This is a genomic window from Polynucleobacter sp. AM-25C3, from assembly GCF_018882335.1.
GTDB lineage: Bacteria > Pseudomonadota > Gammaproteobacteria > Burkholderiales > Burkholderiaceae > Polynucleobacter.
In genome coordinates this window covers 90,994-112,353 of sequence record NZ_JACVOS010000003.1, presented here as the reverse complement: position 1 = coordinate 112,353, position 21,360 = coordinate 90,994, and the positions used below count along the sequence as shown (strand labels likewise).

Below are 21,360 nucleotides of genomic sequence, written 5' to 3'. Positions count from 1 at the left end.
TAACGGAGTTTGTATTACTTGATTTCTGACTTAGCGCCTGCGTCATCAAGCTTTTTCTTAGCTTCTTCAGCAGTCTTTTTATCAACAGCTTCTTTGATTGGCTTTGGTGCGCCATCAACTAAGTCTTTAGCTTCTTTGAGGCCAAGACCAGTAATTTCGCGAACAGCCTTAATTACTGAAACTTTGTTTGCACCAGCTTCGAGCAAGTTAACAGTAAATTCTGTTTGCTCTTCAGCAGCAGCGCCGCCAGCAGCACCAGCAGGACCAGCAACAGCCATAGCTGCAGCTGAAACGCCAAACTTCTCTTCGAACGCTTTAACCAAGTCGTTCAAATCCATTACGGACATGCTACCTACTGCATCAATGATTTCTTCTTTGGTAATCGCCATTTTTAGCTCCTAATACTTAATAGTTAATCTGTCGCTTATTCAGCGGCAGGGGTTTCGTTTGTTTCTGTTCCAGCTTCTGGGCTTGCGGCTACAGGCTCTGCACTTGCTTCTGGAGCGGCTGTTTCGGCAACTACCTCAGCAACAACTTCTGCTGGGGCTGCTGCAACTTCAGCGACTTCTGCTACAGGTGCTGCAACTGGAGCAGGTGCTCCTTCTGCTTTTTGAGCTGCTACTGCGCCCAATACGCGAGCCATTGCAGATACTGGGGCCAACATGACGCCCAACAACTGTGATAACAACTCGTCGCGGCTTGGAATAGACGCAAGGGATTTAACGCCCGCTACGTCCAACAACTTGCCGTTATATAAGCCAGCAGTAATGACTAGCTTGTCTTGAGTCTTAGCAAAGTTCTGTAATACTTTTGCCGAAGCAATCGGATCAGCAGAGATGCCGTAGATCAAGGGGCCAACCATCGAATCAGCAAGAGGCTCAAACTGTGTGCCTTGTGCAGCACGGCGTGCCAATGTGTTCTTCAAAACGCGAAGATATACACCTTGGTCACGTGCGCTAGCACGTAGCTTTGTCAACTGCTCAACTGGAATACCACGGTATTCAGCGAGCACGACTGTTTGAGCTCCAGCCAATTGAGCGCCGACATCAGCAACAATCGCTTTTTTGTCTTGTACATTCAAAGGCACGGTTTAACTCCTAAAAAACCAACTGTTTCCAGTTGGGGTTACACACCAGCGTCTGATCATTTGTCACAAGAGAATCTTGTGAAATCTTTTCAGGGTCGCCATCTGCGCTGGCTATTACTTTCGTAACGATTAAGAATTATTTCTGAGTAAGCAAATAATTCACCAACGGTCTTTGATGTTCGACTCTCACTCAAAGAGTGGGAGTCGACCCAAAGTTCTTTTTGCTACAAGCGCGTTGTATTTTTTACTGCGCTGCTTGTATCGATGCCTGGTCTACACGTACGCCTGCACCCATGGTGCTGCTTACGGCAACCTTCTTTAAATAAATACCCTTAGATGCAGGTGGCTTTGCTTTATTCAAAGCCTCAAGCAATGCGAGCAAGTTGGATTTCAATGCAGCTGGCTCGAATGAACGACGGCCAATGCTTGCGTGCACGATACCGGCTTTGTCCACACGGAATTGCACTTGACCAGCTTTTGCATTCTTAACTGCAGTAGCTACGTCAGGAGTAACAGTTCCTACTTTTGGATTCGGCATCAAACCACGTGGGCCCAATACTTGACCTAAAGTACCAACAATCTTCATTGTGTCCGGGGATGCGATCAAAATATCGAAATCGATTTTGCCGCCTTTGATTTGCTCAGCAAGCTCTTCCATGCCAACGATCTCAGCACCAGCAGCTTTAGCTTGTTCAGCCTTTTCGCCCTGTGCAAAAACTGCTACACGAACATGCTTACCTGTACCAGCTGGGAGCACAACTGCGCCACGCACAACTTGGTCAGATTTCTTAGCATCAATGCCCAACTGAACTGCAACGTCGATAGACTCATCGAACTTGGCAGTTGCACACTCTTTAACGAGGTTCAATGCATCTTCTAATGCATAAAACTTATTGCGATCTACTTTAGATTCGATCGCTTTTAAACGCTTAGATAACTTAGTCATGATTAGAGACCTTCCACTGTGATGCCCATGGAGCGGGCGCTACCAGCGATTGTTCTTACAGCTGCATCCATATCGGCTGCTGTCAAATCTGGCATTTTTGCTTTAGCAATTTCTTCTGCTTGAGCACGTGTAATTTTTCCTACCTTATCGGTATGGGGACGTGGTGAACCTTTTTCAATCTTCGCAGCCTTCTTAATCATGATGGTCGCTGGAGGCGTCTTCATGATGAAAGTGAAGCTCTTATCAGCAAACGCTGTAATCACGACTGGAATTGGAAGGCCAGGTTCCATGCTCTGAGTTTGAGCATTAAACGCCTTACAGAATTCCATAATATTGAGACCGCGTTGACCCAATGCTGGTCCTACGGGAGGTGATGGATTTGCTTTACCTGCAGGAATCTGCAGCTTGATAAAGCCAATGATCTTCTTTGCCATTGATTGCTCCTAAAAGCGCGCCTTACCTCATTAGGAAAGACCGCTGTTGAGTAAACGCTTCACTAGTTTTTGGCTTTCTAGATCCGCTCCTCGGTTATTGCTAACCACTTAAAACCACTACTTTTTGCTACAAAACCCCTTTAAAAAGGGTATTTTTACATCTTTTCTACTTGGCCGAACTCCAGCTCAACTGGGGTACCGCGGCCAAAGATTGTAACAGAAACGCGCAATCTTGACTTCTCATAATTGACTTCTTCAATATTGCCGTTGAAGTCCACAAATGGGCCTTCCTTAACGCGCACAATCTCACCAACCTCAAATAGAGTCTTAGGCTTAGGCTTATCTACACCAGCCTGCATCTGATCCATGATTTTGGATACTTCTGCTGTTGAAATCGGGCTTGGGCGGTTTCTGACGCCACCAACAAATCCGGTCACTTTTGGCGTGTTTTTCACCAAATGCCAGCTTTCATCCGTCATTTCCATCTCAATCAGGACATAGCCTGGGAAGAAACGGCGCTCTGATACTGATTTAGTGCCAGATTTTATTTCTACCACCTCTTCGGAAGGAACCAAAATGCGGCCAAATTTTTCTGGCATGCCAGAGCGTGCAATACGCTCTTCTAAGCCTCGTTTAACGCTTTTTTCCATGCCTGAATAAGCATGAATCACGTACCAGCGCATATTGCCGGTAGCCTGTGGATTTGAGACCAATTCAGTATCAATCATTTTTCTTACTCACTTCCAGCCTAGAAAGACTGAAAAAACTAGCCATTCAATTAATTTGTCCGCCATCCACAAAAACAGGGACATGATCAGAACAAAGCCAAATACGACTAGAGTCATTTGGGTAGTCTCTTTACGAGTTGGCCAAACAACCTTTTTTACTTCATACCAAGAATCTTTTGCATAGGCGATGAAACGACGCCCATCCGGTGACATGGCCACAATTAAAACTGCAGCAGCAATACCGCCAAACAAAACAGCCAATCGGATCAATATAGATTGGTCCGCCAGCGTGTAGTAAAGAACTAACGCTGCAACGACGATTAAAGCAGCGAGTCCGGAGACCCAGCTGCTCTTTTCTTCAGAGTGACTTGCTGTATGTTGAGACATATTACTTTCAGTTCAAATCGTGGCAGGGGCGGAGGGCATCGAACCCCCAACCTTTGGTTTTGGAGACCAACGCTCTGCCAATTGAGCTACACCCCTTTATTAAAAAACTATTAAGCCAAAATCTTTGCAACCACGCCGGCGCCAACAGTACGGCCACCTTCACGGATCGCAAAACGTAAACCTTCTTCCATCGCGATTGGAGCGATGAGTTTGACGGTAATTGTGACGTTATCACCAGGCATAACCATTTCTTTGTCTTTTGGCAACTCGATTGAACCAGTTACGTCCGTAGTACGGAAGTAAAACTGTGGACGATAGTTGTTAAAGAATGGTGTATGACGACCACCTTCGTCTTTACCCAAGATATAAACCTCGGCTGTAAAGTGAGTATGTGGGGTGATTGAACCTGGCTTAGCCAATACTTGGCCGCGCTCAACTTCTTCACGTTTTGTGCCGCGTAACAAGATACCCACGTTATCGCCTGCTTGACCTTGGTCGAGCAATTTGCGGAACATTTCAACACCAGTACAAGTAGTCTTGATGGTTGGCTTGATACCGATTACTTCGATCTCTTCACCTACTTTAACAATACCGCGCTCGATACGGCCTGTAACAACAGTACCGCGACCAGAGATTGAGAACACATCTTCTACTGGCATCAAGAACGCACCATCAATAGCACGCTCTGGAGTTGGGATATAAGTATCTAAGGCATCAGCCAATTTCATGATGGCTTCTTTACCCAATGGGCCTTCGTCGCCTTCAAGGGCTAACTTAGCAGAACCATGAATGATTGGAGTGTCATCGCCTGGGAAGTCGTACTTCGATAAAAGCTCACGAACTTCCATTTCTACGAGTTCTAACAACTCAGCATCGTCAACCATGTCGCATTTGTTCAAAAATACGATGATGTATGGAACACCTACTTGGCGTGCCAAGAGGATGTGCTCACGAGTTTGTGGCATTGGGCCGTCAGCTGCAGAGCAAACCAAAATAGCGCCGTCCATTTGGGCAGCACCAGTAATCATGTTCTTGACGTAGTCAGCATGTCCTGGGCAATCCACGTGTGCGTAGTGACGATTTGCTGTCTCATACTCAACGTGTGCTGTATTAATCGTAATACCGCGTGCTTTTTCTTCTGGAGCAGCATCGATCTGATCGTATGCTTTAGCTTCGCCGCCAAATTGCTTAGAGAGCACAGTAGCAATAGCTGCTGTCAATGTGGTTTTACCGTGGTCAACGTGACCAATGGTGCCAACGTTTACGTGCGGTTTTGTCCGCTCAAACTTTTCTTTTGCCATTTTTTTGTCTGCCTTTAGTTAACTCTTAAACCAACACACGAAATTAAAATATTTACAACTTAAGCCATGGTGCCCATGGGCAGGATCGAACTGCCGACCTCTCCCTTACCAAGGGAGTGCTCTACCACTGAGCCACATGGGCAAATACAAATGCTGTTAATACTGGAGCGGGATAAGAGAATCGAACTCTTGACCGAAGATTGGAAATCTGCTGTTTTACCATTAAACTAATCCCGCACATCTGGTGGAGGGGGTAGGATTCGAACCTACGTAGGCATAGCCAACAGATTTACAGTCTGCCTCCTTTAGCCGCTCGGACACCCCTCCGCGAACCCAATATTCTGACTCCAAATGGAGTTTCTGTCAATCTCTTAAAGCCTCAAAACGCTTTGCACAAGTAAAAACGCCCAGACCTAAGAGGGTCTGGGCGTCGCATTGGTGCCCGGCAGTTACCTACTTTCACACGGGTAATCCGCACTATCATCGGCGTAAAGTCGTTTCACTGTCCTGTTCGGGATGGGAAGGAGTGGTTCCAACTTGCTATGGTCACCGGGCGTAGAGGGTCGAACTGTTGATAAATCAACAGTTCTATTTGAGTAAGCATGTAATAAGGATGCAGATTAAATCTGGCAAACATCCAACACAATAGTGCTGGTTATAGGATCAAGCCTAACGGGCAATTAGTATCGGTTAGCTCAACGCATTACTGCGCTTACACACCCGACCTATCAACGTTGTGGTCTTCAACGACCCTTTATGTAGGTTAAACCTACGGGAGATCTCATCTTCAGGCAAGTTTCCCGCTTAGATGCTTTCAGCGGTTATCTCTTCCGTACATAGCTACCCTGCGATGCTTCTGGCGAAACAACAGGTACACCAGCGGTACGTCCACTCCGGTCCTCTCGTACTAGGAGCAGCCCCCGTTAAATCTCCAACGCCCATGGCAGATAGGGACCAAACTGTCTCACGACGTTTTAAACCCAGCTCACGTACCTCTTTAAATGGCGAACAGCCATACCCTTGGGACCGGCTACAGCCCCAGGATGAGATGAGCCGACATCGAGGTGCCAAACACCGCCGTCGATATGAACTCTTGGGCGGTATCAGCCTGTTATCCCCAGAGTACCTTTTATCCGTTGAGCGATGGCCCTTCCATACAGAACCACCGGATCACTATGACCTGCTTTCGCACCTGCTCGACTTGTCGGTCTCGCAGTTAAGCACGCTTTTGCCATTGCACTTTAGGTACGATGTCCGACCGTACCAAGCGTACCTTCGTACTCCTCCGTTACACTTTGGGAGGAGACCGCCCCAGTCAAACTGCCTACCATGCACTGTTCCCGACCCAGATAATGGGCCAAGGTTAGAATCTCAAACAAACCAGGGTGGTATTTCAAGGTTGGCTCCAGCGGAACTAGCATCCCGCTTTCAACGCCTCCCACCTATCCTACACAGACCGGTTCAAAATTCAATGCAAAGCTACAGTAAAGGTTCATGGGGTCTTTCCGTCTAGCCACGGGTAGATTGCATCATCACAAACATTTCAACTTCGCTGAGTCTCAGGAGGAGACAGTGTGGCCATCGTTACTCCATTCGTGCAGGTCGGAACTTACCCGACAAGGAATTTCGCTACCTTAGGACCGTTATAGTTACGGCCGCCGTTTACTGGGACTTCAATCAAGAGCTTGCACCCCATCATTTAATCTTCCAGCACCGGGCAGGAGTCACACCCTATACGTCCACTTTCGTGTTTGCAGAGTGCTGTGTTTTTATTAAACAGTCGCAGCCACCTTTTTATTGCAACCCTTTCGTCCTCCCCTTGTACAGGGTCAAACTACCAGGGCGTACCTTATCCCGAAGTTACGGTACAAATTTGCCGAGTTCCTTCTCCTGAGTTCTCTCAAGCGCCTTAGAATACTCATCTCGCCCACCTGTGTCGGTTTGCGGTACGGTCTTGTTAGACTGAAGCTTAGAGGCTTTTCTTGGAACCACTTCCAATTGCTTCGCGAATAAATTCGCTCGTCTCACGCCCTTGAATTACGCTACCGGATTTACCTAATAGCCATCTCCAACGTAAGAACCGGGACTTCCAACACCCGGACAACTTTCCGCGATCCGTCCCCCCATCGCATCTAACAATGGTCAAGGAATATTAACCTTGTTCCCATCAGCTACGCATCTCTGCCTCGCCTTAGGGGCCGACTCACCCTGTTCCGATGAACGTTGAACAGGAAACCTTGGGCTTACGGCGAGGGGGCTTTTCACCCCCTTTATCGCTACTCATGTCAGCATTCGCACTTCTGATACCTCCAGCATCCTTTACAAGACACCTTCACAGGCTTACAGAACGCTCTCCTACCATCACATTGCTGTGATCCGCAGCTTCGGTTATATGCTTAGCCCCGTTACATCTTCCGCGCAGGACGACTCGATCAGTGAGCTATTACGCTTTCTTTAAAGGATGGCTGCTTCTAAGCCAACCTCCTGACTGTTTTAGCCTTCCCACTTCGTTTCCCACTTAGCATATATTAGGGACCTTAGCTGGCGGTCTGGGTTGTTTCCCTCTTGACACCGGACGTTAGCACCCGATGTCTGTCTCCCGTGCTTGCACTTGTAGGTATTCGGAGTTTGCTATGGCGCAGTAATCCGCAATGGACCCCACTACCATGACAGTGCTCTACCCCCTACAGTGATACACGAGGCACTACCTAAATAGTTTTCGGAGAGAACCAGCTATTTCCAGTTTTGTTTAGCCTTTCACCCCTATCCACAGCTCATCCCCTAACTTTTCAACGTTAGTGGGTTCGGTCCTCCAGTACGTGTTACCGCACCTTCAACCTGGCCATGGATAGATCAACTGGTTTCGGGTCTACACCCAGCAACTAGCGCCCTATTCGGACTCGCTTTCGCTACGCCTTCCCTATTCGGTTAAGCTTGCTACTGAATGTAAGTCGCTGACCCATTATACAAAAGGTACGCAGTCACCCCTTACGAGGCTCCTACTGTTTGTATGCACACAATTTCAGGATCTATTTCACTCCCCTCCCGGGGTTCTTTTCGCCTTTCCCTCACGGTACTTGTTCACTATCGGTCGATTACGAGTATTTAGCCTTGGAGGATGGTCCCCCCATATTCAGACAGGATTTCACGTGTCCCGCCCTACTTGTCTCTAGCCTAGTACCACTCAATAATTTTCACATACGGGACTATCACCCTTTATTGTTGGACTTTCCATTCCATTCTGTTAATTACTGAGATATCACTAGAAGGCTGTTCCCATTTCGCTCGCCACTACTCTGGGAATCTCGGTTGATGTCTTTTCCTCTCGCTACTTAGATGTTTCAGTTCACGAGGTTCGCTTCTCATACCCTATGTATTCAGGTATGGATACCACAAAAGTGGTGGGTTTCCCCATTCAGAAATCCCCGGATCAAAGCTTATTTACCAGCTCCCCGGGGCTTATCGCAGGTTATAACGTCTTTCGTCGCCTGTAATCGCCAAGGCATCCATCATGTGCACTTATTCACTTGATCCTATAACGAGCACCATTGCTAGTACCTGTTACAGGTTTACTTCTACTTCTGACATGTTTGCCGTAATCCAAACTGTAAGTACTTGTTAAAGAACTTGGTAAAACTCGTTTGTATTACTGATTGATGATTCAATCTTTACCCTTATTACATTGTCAAATGTCCTCTCAAAGAAACATTTGACACTTTGCTTACTCAAATTTTTAAAGAACAGCCATAAATGGCAAAACTAAACGATTAAATGTTCGCTTAGTTTTGACATTTAGATGATGGTGGAGGATGACGGGATCGAACCGACGACCCCCTGCTTGCAAAGCAGGTGCTCTCCCAGCTGAGCTAATCCCCCAACGTCCCACTAAGTCTTGTTTCTGGCTGGTGGTGGGTCTGGTAGGACTTGAACCTACGACCCCTGCGTTATCAACACAGTGCTCTAACCAGCTGAGCTACAGACCCGTGGCTTTTATTGTCAACCGATAAGTGTGGGCACTAGAGCTCCAGCATCTTTCTCTAGAAAGGAGGTGATCCAGCCGCACCTTCCGATACGGCTACCTTGTTACGACTTTACCCCAGTCATGAACCCTGCCGTGGCAGTCGCCCTCCTTGCGGTTAGGCTAACGGCTTCTGGCAAAACCCACTCCCATGGTATGACGGGCGGTGTGTACAAGACCCGGGAACGTATTCACCGCGACATTCTGATCCGCGATTACTAGCGATTCCAGCTTCACGTAGTCGAGTTGCAGACTACGATCCGGACTACGATGCATTTTCTGAGATTAGCTCCCCCTCGCGGGTTGGCAACCCTCTGTATGCACCATTGTATGACGTGTGAAGCCCTACCCATAAGGGCCATGAGGACTTGACGTCATCCCCACCTTCCTCCGGTTTGTCACCGGCAGTCTCTTTAGAGTGCTCTTGCGTAGCAACTAAAGACAAGGGTTGCGCTCGTTGCGGGACTTAACCCAACATCTCACGACACGAGCTGACGACAGCCATGCAGCACCTGTGTTGACTTTCTCTTACGAGCACCTAATGTATCTCTACTTCGTTAGTCACATGTCAAGGGTAGGTAAGGTTTTTCGCGTTGCATCGAATTAATCCACATCATCCACCGCTTGTGCGGGTCCCCGTCAATTCCTTTGAGTTTTAATCTTGCGACCGTACTCCCCAGGCGGCTGACTTCACGCGTTAGCTACGTTACTCAGGATGAAAATCCCGAACAACTAGTCAGCATCGTTTAGGGCGTGGACTACCAGGGTATCTAATCCTGTTTGCTCCCCACGCTTTCGTGCATGAGCGTCAGTGTTATCCCAGGGGGCTGCCTTCGCCATTGGTATTCCTCCACATATCTACGCATTTCACTGCTACACGTGGAATTCTACCCCCCTCTGACACACTCTAGCTATACAGTCACAGGCGCCATTCCCAGGTTAAGCCCGGGGATTTCACGCCTGTCTTGTATAACCGCCTGCGCACGCTTTACGCCCAGTAATTCCGATTAACGCTTGCACCCTACGTATTACCGCGGCTGCTGGCACGTAGTTAGCCGGTGCTTATTCTTCAGGTACCGTCATTCCCGGACTGTGTTAGAGCCGGTGTTTCTTCCCTGACAAAAGAGCTTTACAACCCGAAGGCCTTCTTCACTCACGCGGCATTGCTGGATCAGGGTTTCCCCCATTGTCCAAAATTCCCCACTGCTGCCTCCCGTAGGAGTCTGGGCCGTGTCTCAGTCCCAGTGTGGCTGATCGTCCTCTCAGACCAGCTATTGATCGTCGCCTTGGTGGGCTTTTACCCCACCAACAAGCTAATCAAGCATCGGCCGCTCTAATCGCGCGAGGTCTTTCGATCCCCCGCTTTCCCCCTCAGGGCGTATGCGGTATTAGCACAGCTTTCGCTGCGTTATCCCCCACGATAAGGTACGTTCCGATGTATTACTCACCCGTTCGCCACTCGCCACCAGGTACAAGTACCCGTGCTGCCGTTCGACTTGCATGTGTAAGGCATGCCGCCAGCGTTCAATCTGAGCCAGGATCAAACTCTTCAGTTCAATTCCTGTGATCCTTGCGGATCGTCGCACTCATTCAAGAAATTGACTTGGTAATAAAACCAAATCTTTTTACTGTCTATGAGTACTATTTATTTACATCTGTCCCGAAGGACTTGATGCTTTCACTTAGTACCCACAATTATCGGTTGACTAATTTTTAAAGAGGGCTGACTTGTTTCGTATTTCTTAAAAACATTCAGCAGAGAGATGAGACTTTATCCTACTCATTTGGGTCTGTCAACACCTTTCGTAGTCTTTTTCTATAAATAAGCGATATTTTTTCTCACATTCAAAATAATCCCTTTATAAACAATGGGGTAGAGATTGAAAATATTTTCAATCTTTTTAAATAATATAGGGTTTTTATGGATACAAGGGTAAATGCAGGGGTAGCCAAGCCCTTTTAATAGCGATTTGTTGCTTTTCTTCCCCCTTTATGCATAAACCTAGGGAAAACCCTATTAATTCTGATAGTTTCTGTTAATATATTGCTATGCACAATAAATTAGCAAACAATCACTTACCCAGCAAGCCACATGCGGCGGGCTTAGTAGTTCCTGTTCGCGAACTACATGCTGGTCATCGAGATGAAATTCTGCGCCATCTTTTGCTATTAAATGACGAGGATCGCCGACTTCGCTTCGGCACACAGACGCCCGATGAGGTGATTCAACACTATGTTGAGCGGCTAAACTTCAATAGAGATACTGTTTTCGGTAGCTTTGATTCACAACTCAAGCTTATTGGTATGGCGCATTTGGCCTATTTACCGAAAATCAAAGGCCAAGCACAGTCTGCTGAGTTTGGCGTGTCAGTGCTCCCTAGTGGTCGGGGGCAGGGCATAGGCACCGCTTTATTAGCACGCGCCTCGGTTCATTCCCGCAATACACGTATCGAAAATTTATTTGTACATTGCCTAGCAAACAACAGGGCCATGATGCGCCTAGCTCAGAAGGCGGGTATGCGTGTTGAATATGCCTACGGTGATGCGGATGCGTATTTGAAATTACCCCCAGCAAATCCTAGCTCGATCGTTGAAGAGGCTGCCAATGCGCAATGGGCAAATTTTGATTACGTCCTTAAAGCGAACTTCAAACGCTCAAATAAAGCTTGGTCTTGGTTTCTAGGCAAATCGGTCGCCCGTCCGATTTAATTCGGGCTTGGTGCCCCGCGCAATATCCAGCCAGCCAACAAAGATACATCCGCATCACTTAACTTCGCGCTAGCTGGCATTGGCACAACACCCCAAGATCCAGAGCCACCTTTCAGAATTTTGTTTTTTAAAAAAGCTTTCGCATTAGGATCCTTTGCATATTTCTTGGCAACTGATTGGAAGCTTGGGCCAACAATTTTTTTGTCTACTGCATGACATCCTAAGCAAGCATTTTGTTTTGCGAGTGCCATCGCCTTTGCATCATCAGTAGATGCTTGTGAATTCAAGGAGCAAAGCAAGAGGAGGGCGGCAAGGAAAATATATTTCGAATATCGCCTCAAGAAATTCATTGCTTATCCCCACTCAAATCATCTTATTGTTTTGGCGTTGAATTAGGTTGAGACTCGTCTGCCTTCCCTTGTTTTTCTAGGCGCACTTTTTCTGCTTCAGAAATAATATCAAAGTAAGCGTAGACATCTTTCACGCCGTTGGTATTGCTTGCTATTTTCTTAGCCATCTCCGCCTCATTCTGCGTCAGAATGCCCATCAAATAAATGCTGTTACCTTCAGCAACAATTGCCATGGAATTCGATGGCAACTTGTCCGTGAAAATCATTTGGGTTTTAATTTTAGATTCGAGATAAGAATCATTGGCACGTGCGGTATAAGTACTGTTGGGCCCAACAATCAATTCATTAAACACTGAACGAACATTCTTATTTGCTTTTGCATATGTACCAGCCTGCTCTTTAATACCGACATCCTTCACTTCACCAGTTAACAATACTTTTTGATTAAAGGAGCTCACATTAATATGCGCGCTATCTCCAAACTTCTTATCCAAAGCATTCTCTACCTCTAGGTCAATACCTTTATCGATTGCCTGCACCGCTGGTGGACGTCGATCAGCCATCACACTTGCGCCAGCAGCCACACCACCAACAGCCAATACTCCGCAGCCCGATAAGAACGATGCCATCACAACTGCAGCAAACAATCGGATGGTGAATGTATTTCGCATGTGGGAACTTTCTAATTGGGGAATGGATTAATCGAGTAGCAAATGATCCACACCATCACATAGGGCGTGGAGCAAAACTAAATGTGTTTCTTGAATTCGAGCAGTGCGGGTGGAGGGTGCACACAGGTGAATGTCATCCACATCTAAGAGGCTTGCAATCTTTCCACCACCGTTACCAGTAAGGGCAATAATTTTAATGCCCATCTTTTTTGCAGCCTCAATTGCCTTCACTACGTTTTTTGAATTTCCCGAAGTGGAGATGCCAATCAGGATATCGCCTTTTTTTCCAAGGCCGCGCACTTGCTTGCTAAAGATCTCGTCATAACTGTAGTCGTTGCCTACTGCTGTCAAGATTGATGTATCCGTTGTCAAAGCAATCGCCGCTAACTCTTGACGCTCTCTTTCAAATCGGCCAATAAGTTCGGCGGCAAAATGTTGCGCATCTGCAGCAGATCCACCATTACCGCAAGCCATCACTTTTCCGCCGGCGCGCAGGCAGTCTGTCATTGCAACTATGCCGCGAGCAACTTGCTCAGGAAGCATTTTTTCAGCCTCTTGCTTTACAGCAATGCTGTCTAAAAAATGTTGGGATGCGCGAGCGCGCAAACGTTCGAGGGTATCTTTATCCATCGCAATATTATGCGCCAAAGCATAGAGAAATATGCTCCGGGGACCGAATTACTCAAAAGGGTCGTATCCTCTTACTTATTCATACTTCTGCTGCAAAAGACTTCCCCATGGAATTAAGTACGTTCGACTTTTTAAAACAACAGGATTTGCCGGCTGGGGCGCTATATATGGTTGCCACACCAATCGGCAATCTGGGGGATATCACTTTGCGCGCGCTGCATATCCTCAATTCCGTAGATGGTATCGCCTGTGAAGATACAAGACATAGTGCGCCCCTGCTCCAGCATTTTGGAATTCATAAGAAATGCCTAGCCCTGCATGAGCACAATGAAATTGCTGGCGCACAAACCGTGATTCAGCACCTTTCCCAAAATGAGCGCTGGGCCTATATCTCCGATGCAGGTACTCCAGGTGTTTCTGATCCAGGGGCGCGACTGGTTAATGCTGTTCAAAAGGCGGGCTTTCGGATTATTCCTATTCCTGGCGCTAGCGCAGTGTCATCTGCTATTTCTGCTAGCGGCTCAGTCATGCTGCCCTCAGAGGGGCGCTTTCAATTTCTAGGCTTTTGGCCAAACAAGGCTAAAGAGCGTAGCGCACTGACTCAAGATATTCGAAGTAATTCAAAAACGAGCATCTTTTTTGAATCCCCGCATCAAATAAGGGAGACGCTCACAACGCTTAGCAAAGAACTAGAGCCCGAGCGACAAGTCCTGGTAGGTAGGGAGCTTACTAAAAAATTCGAGCAGCTGGTTACGCTCGCTGCCGCAGATATTCCGGAGTGGCTTGAGAACGCAGAGAGCCTCAAAGGTGAATTTATTATCTTGGTAGCAGGTCGCCAAGCTAGTGCAGATGAGGCACCAGAGCATTCATCACTTTTACTGTGGGCCAATGCCTTAAGCCCATACCTAGGCAGTAAAGAGATTGCTGCCGTGCTCGCACAAACTCTTGGACTCAGTAAAAAAGAGGCCTACCAAGTAGCGCTGGATGCAAAAGGTCAAAACGAGGAGTAATAGAAAAGCTGGCATATAGCCAGCTTTAAAATTGCGCCAAATAATTACTTAGCTGCTTGCGCGTCGCTTGGTGCAGGAGCTTCTTGAACATTTAGTTGAGCCACCGGCTTAATCAGCTGCTCAGCAGATGCTTCGGCATCTGTGCGTTTGCCATTGTTTACAAATACCATTAATAACAAAATGATGATCAGGGGCACAAAAAAGCTGAGAAACACCATGATGATCAGTTGCTTGGGGGACTTAATTAGGCTGCCGTGCGCTTCGCTCATAGGACTTTTATCGTTTGACGGGTTTTAGAGGTTACTTTGCCGTGATTATAACGAGACTGGGGGGATATAGGCACTTACAATAGCTAAGTTACCGATTTTCCTGCTGGCGCCCGTAGCTCAGTGGATAGAGTATTGGCCTCCGAAGCCAAGGGTCGCAGGTTCGATTCCTGCCGGGCGCACCACAATGTCACACTCTTAAGTCTTGATTCTATTGAAGTTGCTAGGGTGCAGCCGCTTTTTATATACCTTTTCTTTTGTCTGTGTGACAAATCTGTGCCCAACTCTGTGACAGATAATTTGGCACAGAATCCCCGCTGAGTACTAGCCTAGCTCAGCCTCTGTGTCATTTTTAGTTCCTGGCTTTTGGGGTTCTAGCAAATCAGTGATCTTGCAACCAAAGTACTCACACAAGATATCGAGCACCTCTAGCTCAATACGCTCCACCTTCTCGTAATACATGCGCGTCAGCGTGCCCCGGTTCACACCAGTATCCCTCACCACATCCGAGATCTTCTTCTTGTGCTCTCCAAGCATCCGAGCCAGATAAATGCGCAAAATAATCTCCTAAAGGTCATTATGTAGCTTAAATACTACAAAAATACTTGCAATAGATCATAATATGTATATAATGATCTACAGAAGATCACTTTTAGTCTTCATGACTACAAAATGATCATTTGATTGTAATGATTTTAAAGGAGTTTTACCGCCATGAACAATACCTACCTAACAACCGAAGAGCTATCGGCTCGCATCAAATATGACCCCCGCACGATTCGGGATCAACTCAAGGATTCTGTCTTATTAGAGGGTCGTCACTATTTCCGCCCATTTGGGGGTCGCAAGATTCTCTATATCTGGGAAAACGTGGAGCAAGACATGTTTAAAGCCATGGCTGCAATCTCGGCAATTCCGATGACTCAAGGAGATGCCCTTTATGCCTAATATCCGCGTAAGAAAAGAAACGGGGTTGCTGTACTTTGACTTTCAATACCTCAAGGTACGGTGCCGCGAGCAGTCTCTATTAGAGGACTCCAAGCCCAATCGCAAAAAGATGCAAAAGGTCTTAGATGAAATCCTAGGCAAGATTAAAAGCCATACCTTTTCCTATAGAGACTACTTTCCAAGCAGCAAACAGTTGCTGGCTATTGAATTGCTGGAAAACGGATCACCTCCAGAACCAATGCCAGTAAGGATCGACCCATATTTTAAGACTCAACCAGCCCCCATTTCAGCCCTCCCTGCGCAAGTTCAGGCTAACGGTCCTTTATTTGCCGACTTTGCCAATCAGTGGTATTCAGAGATGGAAGTAGGGTGGAAGCGTTCGCATAGAACGACTACCCGCGGTGTCCTAGATAACTCCCTGATTCCTCAGTTTGGCCAAAGGACGGTAAATGAGATCAAAAAGGGTGAAATCCTCGCTTTTCGCTCATCTTTAGCGAAGTTGCCCGGAATTAAGAACAAAGAGAGCCTTTCAGCCTCCCGCATTAACCACATCATGACCCCATTGCGGATGATATTGACAGAGGCTGCCGACCGCTATGAATTTGCCCCGGCCTTTATCAATATCAAACCTTTAAGAGTGGGTAAGACCGATGTTCAGCCATTCACCATGCAAGAAGTCCAAGACATTATTCGCACCGTCCGGGCGGACTTTAAGAATTACTACATAGTGCGCTTCTTTACGGGAACCCGGACAAGTGAGATCGATGGCCTCAAATGGCAATACGTCGATTTTGAGCGTCGCACGATTTCCATTAAAGAGACGATTGTGAATGACTATGAGGAAACTCCCAAAACGGGAGAATCTGAACGTGACATCCAAATGTCTCAGATGGTCTTTGATGCACTCTTGGCGCAACACAAAGTGACCGGGCAGGGCGTCTATGTTTTTGCAACCAGCGCGGGAACACCGATTTCTCATCGCAACATTTCCAAGCGAGTTTGGTATCCGCTGCTGCGATTATTGGGTCTGAAAAAGCGAGTGCCATATCAAACTCGCCATACCTATGCCACCCTCATGTTGGCCTCTGGCGAGGCACCTGAATGGATTGCTCGCCAGATGGGGCACACCACTACCGAGATGCTCTTTCGGGTGTACTCAAGATTCATTCCAAACTTGACCCGTCAGGATGGAAGCGCCTTTGAACGACTCATGGCAGCGCAGATGCAAGACCAGCCGCACCCCATTATTGACCCCCAATCACTCAATGAAGTAAGTGCACACTCAGGTATAAATCCCAACAACATAGGAGTGAATCATTTACCGAAAACTCAGAGTCGAGTAACTAAAGAAATTGAACAAGCGCCAGAATTACCTGAGCCCGAAACCCCAAAGCCTCCTGTTGCACTGCCCAATACTCGAATCAATCCAAGTGCCGATGCCGCACTCATCGCCAATCCTTGGTTAGAAATTGCCAAACATTCTGGTCTTTCTGTGCCCCCTAAAGCCGACCCAATCCCACCTTCAGATCACCCAGTGGGAGACCTTTTATGAAACTGCCAAGACTGCCCGAACAACCCAAAAACCCCCATCGGCCGGATGATGTTTTGCCATCGCCGATACCAACCCCCCTACAAACCTATGATGTTCAGGATCTCCAAAATCAGATTACGTATACGGATGCCTCACTTTTGCCAAGGGTCATGCGTATCGTCAAAATCACCATCGCGCCCAACAGCGCCACCAATGAATATCGTCACCAAGCAGTGCTTTATGCCCAAGGGGTGAATATTGCGGTCGAGTGGTTTGCCAAACAAAGATACGACCAGCTCACCTGCAATGGTTTAGTCACCATTGCTTATAAGGGAATTAAGCCCATCTCGATTGATGGTCACCTGCAAATCATTCGGCTGTGCCGCCTAGATCGCCCCGATATGAGCTACAACCTTTTTGAAACTGCCCCTCCTGATTGGTTTATCAATAAAGACATTCTGACCAGAGCAATAGAGGCGTGGGAGCAACTGGACGATAAAAACCAGCATTTACTCAACGCCATTTGCTTTGAAGGGGACTTTTTTAAGCGCTTTTGCACTGGGCCAAGCTCAGTAGGTCACCATCACAGCTATCTCAATGGCAATTTGGAGCACACCTTAGAGGTGGTGAACTTCATTTCAGACAATATCGCCAGATACCAAACCGCCAATTTACAGCTTGCCCTAATCTATGGATGGTTGCATGACATTGGCAAAGCGGATGAATATCAACCCTGCAAGACTGGTGACCGCGAATTTAAGTTAACGCCCTCTGCCTATTTACATGGCCACAAGCTCAACGGATTGCATCTGGTGATTAAGGCCCAAGCCAGACATGTGCCGCTCTATCCAGAAAAGACCTTTGATCATTTGCGGCACTTATTAGAGCCTCACCCCAATCTAACTTCATCAGATACGAGAAAACCGCAGATGCTGGAGCACTTAATCGTTCAGCAAGCAGATGCTGCCTCGGCAGCGGCCAATGTTTATGCGGCAGCTCATCGCTCTGGGTGCTCGTTTGGGATTGCGCCTGAGTCCAAAAATGGAAAAGGGATGAATTTTAGATACGAAGAATGAATAACCTCATCTGAGAATCTTCAAATTGCCCCTATGTTTGCTAGCCATTCCGGACGGTGCCCTCAAAGTCATCGCATAGCTTATCAATTAGGTCTTCGGTTTCCTTAAAGAAGTAGTCCCCGACAGTCTGGCGATATAAGGCCCTATATCGACGATAGATCTTTGCAAAGTCGTCATAAACTTCATCCTCAGAAACGTGGGAATTTATTTTGACTACTAATCTCTCGCCCTCGCTTGATTCGCGCACGTACTTGAAAAAATCAACAATCTTGGCCTCGAAGGCATTAATCAATTCCCCGGTCTTTGCCTCCTGCTCATTACGAGCAGCAATAATAGCCAAGATATCGAACTGCCCCCCTTGACCTGGCGGTGTGCCCTCAGCAACATTCGAGGGTTTTTTTACCTTCTTCTTTGGCTCATCAGCAACCACCTCAACCATGCCAATTTGATTATCAAAATAGACTTCGATTGGATCTTTTACATCTTCACTTCGGTGCATCATGTTGTAAAGGGTATTGAACTTCCGCCAAAAGAATAAGAAGCTTGGCTCACTATATTTAGCATCCATCTCAATTACATACTCGATGCGATTAAGAATAGTGAAATATTGGGACGCCTTTGCTTTGGCATCTGCCGTTCGCTGAGGATTGGCGTCAATATATTTTTTAAGACTGCTTTCAAAATCCAAATAATTTTCTGGATTATCGCGTTTTATTGGGTCCCTATAAATGCCCATAAAGACATTGAAAAACTTATCATAGGTGTCAGATTTTTTTAGCTCGGTCAGCAGCATATCCAGAACCTTCTTGTCGCCGAATGGATCAAAGTCACTGACTACTACATCAGAAAAATGCTCAAAGGCATCTTTAATATTCTGTACGTTGACGTTGTTATAGGAAAAATCAACGATCTTGCAGTCATTTTTGTATTTGGTAGTTCTGTTCACCCTTGAAATAGTCTGGATGGCGCTTATGCCCTTGATTTCTTTATCCAGAAATAGGGTGTGAAGCCTTTTTTCATCAAATCCAGTTTGAAGCTTGGCCACAACGATCATTAGGCCATTTTTCTTTAGTGCAAAACTTTCCAGCACCTTTTCTTCTGAAAGGCCATTGTTTAATCCTGTAGCACTTTGTTCATCCTGGTTGCTTGAATAGACTACGTGGATGGGTGCTTCCGCATACTTTTCATATTTAGGCTCTTTTACTAAGGCGTTAAAGTATTTGGTGATAGCGCCTTGATATGCAATTGCCGCCTTGATGGAATGAACTGCGAGCATAGCCTTGCCGGTACCCCGAATCTGGCGGAAGACATCTTTAACCAAAAGATCTGCTACATATTTAGCAATGGCATCAATGCGATCGCGGTTTTCATAAATCTGCTGTTTCTGAGCGTCCTTATATTCTTTCTCAGTAAAGCCTTTAAGTGGATTTGATGGCAAGTCAAATAGCATTTTTGATGCGACAGGCACAATATTTTTTAACGGATTCAGGATGAACCCATCCTCAATCGCTTCTTTCATCGTATAGCTATCAAAAGGACGCCACAATTTTTCGCTTTCCGCATAACCACTAAATTCACCAAAGCGTGCAAGGGTATGGTCATCCGGGGTGGCAGTAAAACCAATGATCAGATTCTTTTTGGTGGCCTGATCAGCGTATCCAGCCCCATCAAAGGGACTTTGTAGCTCGTCAAATATGCTCACCATCTCTTCGTGCTGATCACCGCTATTAGAGCGATGAATCTCATCGATTAAGAAGACAATTCTCATGCCCGCCAATTTTCTAAGCACTTCTGCATCCAACATCTCGCGCACCGACCCAAACTTCTGCAAGTTCACAATCACCAACCGAGTCTCTGATGCCAAAGCCTCTTGGAAGGTCTTTTTATTTGTTGCCTCAATTACCATGCGCTTATCGATATTCATGTTTAACATGAGGGAATCAATCTGGCTACGCAACTGCAAACGATCGACAACAATCATGATCTTGTCGTAGACATATTGCATCTTGCCATGGCTATCAGGGCGTCGCAGATCTTTTAGCTGAAGCGCAGACCAACCAATAATGTTGGACTTTCCAAAGCCAGCGGCATATTGCATGAGCAATGAATACACATTCTTATTATTGGAATAGGCTTTACGCCTTTCGAGCAATTCTTTCTTTTTGGCTTCAGAGACGCCCGCCAATTGCTTTTCTAGTAATTTTTCAAAATAGTCCGGCTCTTGCTCGTGAGCCAAAAACTCATCAATCTTGGCCATGATTTTGTCAGTACCGAATTTCTGCTTAGGTCGCGGTGAAATAAGGTGCCCAGGCTGATCTTTTACTTCTTTAATGCCATTGTTGACATGTACATCGCGCTCGATAAAGTTGTAATACAAGATCTCTTTTTCGATCATGAATTTGCCATACAAGGCGGAGAATAATTCCTTGAGCTTATCTTTTTTATCGGCTTCAGGCTTAAGCAAGGGATAGAGCTTGAAAACGCCATAAGCTTTTTTCTCGATCTCTTCCCGATCAAACTTGCCTTCACGACAAGTTGCCAAGATCTCATCAAAGTAATCGGCAATGGTTCTTATGACAAAGGTTTCGCCAATATCGGTTGTAGTGATATGGATTGCATTCTCAAAGATCTTAAGAAAATCTTTTCTATAGACCTGCTTTTCCTTATCACTCAACATTTCATTGCTATCAATGTATTGGTGATAAACCTTCACCGCCTCAAAATAATCTTTAATTACTTTGCCGCGGCCGTTTTTGCTGGCTGTTTGACTAGTGTAATTACTTTTCAGCTCGCTATAACCAAGATAGATGCCGTTAACAAAGGTCACGATATCTGGGCGAAATGCAAAGATTTGTGCGCCCTGATAATTAAGTTTGTATGGCAACTCCTGCACTACAGAGAAGATATTTTCATCAAATAGTGCGTTGTCATGAATAACACTGTCGCTTGTGTAATACAAATGAAGTTTTATGCCCTCAAGGGTGATAGATTTATTGACATTAATAAAGAGCGCCATATTCCTACTGCTGGCAACGCGTTCAGCAATTAAAATCTTCAGATCCTGAAGAAGCTTCTTTTTGTCTCCTCGGTATTTTTTGAGGAGGGCCTCATACGGCTTTCGGTTAAGCGAACTGCTTTCGATAAATTCCTGTAAGTCTTCATCAATAATGAGCTCTTGACTAATGGTGTTAGCCTTAACTTCCTTATAACCCAAGCCATCTCGAAAGAAGGGGATCAAAAATCTATCTTGTAGGTGAAGTTCGTTCAT

General features: G+C 46.3%; 17 protein-coding genes, 7 tRNA genes, 3 rRNA genes and 1 pseudogene. 6 read left to right on the top strand and 22 right to left on the bottom strand.

Annotation, left to right across the window (positions count from 1 at the left end; translation table 11 throughout):
- Nucleotides 1-14: 14 nt before the first annotated feature.
- The 16 genes and pseudogenes from rplL to ICN12_RS02710 form a co-directional block, all read right to left on the bottom strand.
- Nucleotides 15-389, bottom strand: a complete 375-nt coding sequence (gene rplL / locus ICN12_RS02785) for a 50S ribosomal protein L7/L12 (RefSeq protein WP_088526668.1) — start codon at nucleotides 387-389, stop codon at nucleotides 15-17.
- A 179-nt stretch (nucleotides 390-568) separates the two neighbouring features.
- Nucleotides 569-1,087: pseudogene (gene rplJ, locus ICN12_RS02780) on the bottom strand (50S ribosomal protein L10); the annotation flags it as partial.
- Between the two features lie 244 nt (nucleotides 1,088-1,331).
- Nucleotides 1,332-2,033, bottom strand: a complete 702-nt coding sequence (gene rplA / locus ICN12_RS02775) for a 50S ribosomal protein L1 (RefSeq protein WP_215305628.1) — start codon at nucleotides 2,031-2,033, stop codon at nucleotides 1,332-1,334.
- A 2-nt stretch (nucleotides 2,034-2,035) separates the two neighbouring features.
- Entirely contained in the window at nucleotides 2,036-2,467 is a 432-nt protein-coding gene (gene rplK / locus ICN12_RS02770) for a 50S ribosomal protein L11 (protein ID WP_011901890.1), read from the bottom strand.
- Nucleotides 2,468-2,622: 155 nt separating this feature from the next.
- The gene (nusG, locus tag ICN12_RS02765; protein ID WP_216178753.1) at nucleotides 2,623-3,195 is read right to left on the bottom strand and encodes a transcription termination/antitermination protein NusG; all 573 of its coding nucleotides are present in this window, start codon (nucleotides 3,193-3,195) and stop codon (nucleotides 2,623-2,625) included.
- A gap of 9 nt (nucleotides 3,196-3,204) precedes the next feature.
- Entirely contained in the window at nucleotides 3,205-3,582 is a 378-nt protein-coding gene (gene secE / locus ICN12_RS02760; RefSeq protein ID WP_216270547.1) for a preprotein translocase subunit SecE, read from the bottom strand.
- 20 nt (nucleotides 3,583-3,602) lie between these two features.
- Nucleotides 3,603-3,678 (bottom strand) — tRNA-Trp (locus tag ICN12_RS02755).
- A 14-nt stretch (nucleotides 3,679-3,692) separates the two neighbouring features.
- The gene (gene tuf / locus ICN12_RS02750) at nucleotides 3,693-4,883 is read right to left on the bottom strand and encodes an elongation factor Tu (protein ID WP_216270546.1); all 1,191 of its coding nucleotides are present in this window, start codon (nucleotides 4,881-4,883) and stop codon (nucleotides 3,693-3,695) included.
- 67 nt (nucleotides 4,884-4,950) lie between these two features.
- Nucleotides 4,951-5,025, bottom strand: a tRNA-Thr gene (locus ICN12_RS02745).
- Nucleotides 5,026-5,046: 21 nt separating this feature from the next.
- Nucleotides 5,047-5,120 (bottom strand) — tRNA-Gly (locus ICN12_RS02740).
- 5 nt (nucleotides 5,121-5,125) lie between these two features.
- Nucleotides 5,126-5,210 (bottom strand) — tRNA-Tyr (locus ICN12_RS02735).
- A gap of 113 nt (nucleotides 5,211-5,323) precedes the next feature.
- A 5S ribosomal RNA gene (rrf, locus tag ICN12_RS02730) occupies nucleotides 5,324-5,437 on the bottom strand.
- 105 nt (nucleotides 5,438-5,542) lie between these two features.
- Nucleotides 5,543-8,416, bottom strand: a 23S ribosomal RNA gene (locus ICN12_RS02725).
- A gap of 267 nt (nucleotides 8,417-8,683) precedes the next feature.
- Nucleotides 8,684-8,759, bottom strand: a tRNA-Ala gene (locus tag ICN12_RS02720).
- Between the two features lie 30 nt (nucleotides 8,760-8,789).
- A tRNA-Ile gene (locus tag ICN12_RS02715) sits at nucleotides 8,790-8,866 on the bottom strand.
- A 58-nt stretch (nucleotides 8,867-8,924) separates the two neighbouring features.
- Nucleotides 8,925-10,457, bottom strand: a 16S ribosomal RNA gene (locus tag ICN12_RS02710).
- The 16S, 23S and 5S rRNA genes sit together here with 5 tRNA genes alongside, the layout of an rRNA operon.
- Nucleotides 10,458-10,950: 493 nt before the next feature.
- Here ICN12_RS02710 and ICN12_RS02705 point away from each other — a divergent pair.
- Nucleotides 10,951-11,610 carry a GNAT family N-acetyltransferase gene (locus ICN12_RS02705; protein ID WP_216270545.1) on the top strand — a complete coding sequence of 220 codons (660 nt, stop codon included), beginning with the start codon at nucleotides 10,951-10,953 and terminating at the stop codon, nucleotides 11,608-11,610.
- Here the strand turns inward: ICN12_RS02705 and ICN12_RS02700 are convergent.
- The 3 genes from ICN12_RS02700 to ICN12_RS02690 all read right to left on the bottom strand — a co-directional run bounded on the left by ICN12_RS02700 (nucleotide 11,607) and on the right by ICN12_RS02690 (nucleotide 13,261).
- A complete protein-coding gene (locus ICN12_RS02700; RefSeq protein WP_255537661.1) occupies nucleotides 11,607-11,897 on the bottom strand; it encodes a c-type cytochrome in 291 nt (96 codons plus the stop codon). The two genes, ICN12_RS02705 and ICN12_RS02700, sit on opposite strands and share 4 nt — an antisense overlap.
- Before the next feature lie 86 nt (nucleotides 11,898-11,983).
- Nucleotides 11,984-12,631 (bottom strand): BON domain-containing protein, encoded by a 648-nt coding sequence (locus ICN12_RS02695; protein WP_216270543.1) that lies wholly within the window; start codon nucleotides 12,629-12,631, stop codon nucleotides 11,984-11,986.
- Nucleotides 12,632-12,658: 27 nt separating this feature from the next.
- Nucleotides 12,659-13,261: a phosphoheptose isomerase gene (locus ICN12_RS02690; RefSeq protein ID WP_216270542.1), complete on the bottom strand. Its 603-nt coding sequence runs from the start codon at nucleotides 13,259-13,261 to the stop codon at nucleotides 12,659-12,661.
- A gap of 107 nt (nucleotides 13,262-13,368) precedes the next feature.
- On the opposite strand from ICN12_RS02690, the gene rsmI reads away from it, so the two are divergent.
- A complete protein-coding gene (gene rsmI, locus ICN12_RS02685; RefSeq protein WP_216270541.1) occupies nucleotides 13,369-14,271 on the top strand; it encodes a 16S rRNA (cytidine(1402)-2'-O)-methyltransferase in 903 nt (300 codons plus the stop codon).
- A gap of 44 nt (nucleotides 14,272-14,315) precedes the next feature.
- On the opposite strand, the gene ICN12_RS02680 is transcribed toward rsmI, so the two are convergent.
- Nucleotides 14,316-14,540: a hypothetical protein gene (locus tag ICN12_RS02680; RefSeq protein ID WP_255537660.1), complete on the bottom strand. Its 225-nt coding sequence runs from the start codon at nucleotides 14,538-14,540 to the stop codon at nucleotides 14,316-14,318.
- A gap of 106 nt (nucleotides 14,541-14,646) precedes the next feature.
- Here ICN12_RS02680 and ICN12_RS02675 point away from each other — a divergent pair.
- Nucleotides 14,647-14,722 (top strand) — tRNA-Arg (locus ICN12_RS02675).
- Nucleotides 14,723-14,861: 139 nt separating this feature from the next.
- Here ICN12_RS02675 and ICN12_RS02670 read toward each other — a convergent pair.
- Nucleotides 14,862-15,095, bottom strand: a complete 234-nt coding sequence (locus ICN12_RS02670) for a helix-turn-helix domain-containing protein (RefSeq protein ID WP_255537659.1) — start codon at nucleotides 15,093-15,095, stop codon at nucleotides 14,862-14,864.
- A 156-nt stretch (nucleotides 15,096-15,251) separates the two neighbouring features.
- Between ICN12_RS02670 and ICN12_RS02665 the strand changes: the two genes are divergently transcribed.
- The 3 genes from ICN12_RS02665 to ICN12_RS02655 are packed head-to-tail and all read left to right on the top strand — an operon-like array spanning nucleotide 15,252 to nucleotide 18,092.
- A complete protein-coding gene (locus tag ICN12_RS02665) occupies nucleotides 15,252-15,485 on the top strand; it encodes a hypothetical protein (protein ID WP_071538486.1) in 234 nt (77 codons plus the stop codon).
- The gene (locus ICN12_RS02660; protein ID WP_216270540.1) at nucleotides 15,478-17,037 is read left to right on the top strand and encodes an Arm DNA-binding domain-containing protein; all 1,560 of its coding nucleotides are present in this window, start codon (nucleotides 15,478-15,480) and stop codon (nucleotides 17,035-17,037) included. The genes ICN12_RS02665 and ICN12_RS02660 overlap by 8 nt, the downstream gene beginning before the upstream one ends.
- Nucleotides 17,034-18,092, top strand: a complete 1,059-nt coding sequence (locus tag ICN12_RS02655) for an HD domain-containing protein (protein ID WP_216270539.1) — start codon at nucleotides 17,034-17,036, stop codon at nucleotides 18,090-18,092. The genes ICN12_RS02660 and ICN12_RS02655 overlap by 4 nt, the downstream gene beginning before the upstream one ends.
- 40 nt (nucleotides 18,093-18,132) lie before the next feature.
- On the opposite strand, the gene ICN12_RS02650 is transcribed toward ICN12_RS02655, so the two are convergent.
- Complete coding sequence (locus ICN12_RS02650; protein WP_216270538.1) at nucleotides 18,133-21,360, bottom strand: type I restriction enzyme subunit R domain-containing protein; 3,228 nt, start codon at nucleotides 21,358-21,360, stop codon at nucleotides 18,133-18,135.

Coding starts and splice junctions, on each gene's coding strand:
- rplL (WP_088526668.1), bottom strand. CDS start 389: ATGGCGATTACCAAAGAAGAAATCATTGATGCAGTAGGTAGCATGTCC.
- rplA (WP_215305628.1), bottom strand. CDS start 2,033: ATGACTAAGTTATCTAAGCGTTTAAAAGCGATCGAATCTAAAGTAGAT.
- rplK (WP_011901890.1), bottom strand. CDS start 2,467: ATGGCAAAGAAGATCATTGGCTTTATCAAGCTGCAGATTCCTGCAGGT.
- nusG (WP_216178753.1), bottom strand. CDS start 3,195: ATGATTGATACTGAATTGGTCTCAAATCCACAGGCTACCGGCAATATG.
- secE (WP_216270547.1), bottom strand. CDS start 3,582: ATGTCTCAACATACAGCAAGTCACTCTGAAGAAAAGAGCAGCTGGGTC.
- tuf (WP_216270546.1), bottom strand. CDS start 4,883: ATGGCAAAAGAAAAGTTTGAGCGGACAAAACCGCACGTAAACGTTGGC.
- ICN12_RS02705 (WP_216270545.1), top strand. CDS start 10,951: ATGCACAATAAATTAGCAAACAATCACTTACCCAGCAAGCCACATGCG.
- ICN12_RS02695 (WP_216270543.1), bottom strand. CDS start 12,631: ATGCGAAATACATTCACCATCCGATTGTTTGCTGCAGTTGTGATGGCA.
- ICN12_RS02690 (WP_216270542.1), bottom strand. CDS start 13,261: ATGGATAAAGATACCCTCGAACGTTTGCGCGCTCGCGCATCCCAACAT.
- rsmI (WP_216270541.1), top strand. CDS start 13,369: ATGGAATTAAGTACGTTCGACTTTTTAAAACAACAGGATTTGCCGGCT.
- ICN12_RS02680 (WP_255537660.1), bottom strand. CDS start 14,540: ATGAGCGAAGCGCACGGCAGCCTAATTAAGTCCCCCAAGCAACTGATC.
- ICN12_RS02665 (WP_071538486.1), top strand. CDS start 15,252: ATGAACAATACCTACCTAACAACCGAAGAGCTATCGGCTCGCATCAAA.
- ICN12_RS02660 (WP_216270540.1), top strand. CDS start 15,478: ATGCCTAATATCCGCGTAAGAAAAGAAACGGGGTTGCTGTACTTTGAC.
- ICN12_RS02655 (WP_216270539.1), top strand. CDS start 17,034: ATGAAACTGCCAAGACTGCCCGAACAACCCAAAAACCCCCATCGGCCG.
- ICN12_RS02650 (WP_216270538.1), bottom strand. CDS start 21,360: ATGAACGAACTTCACCTACAAGATAGATTTTTGATCCCCTTCTTTCGA.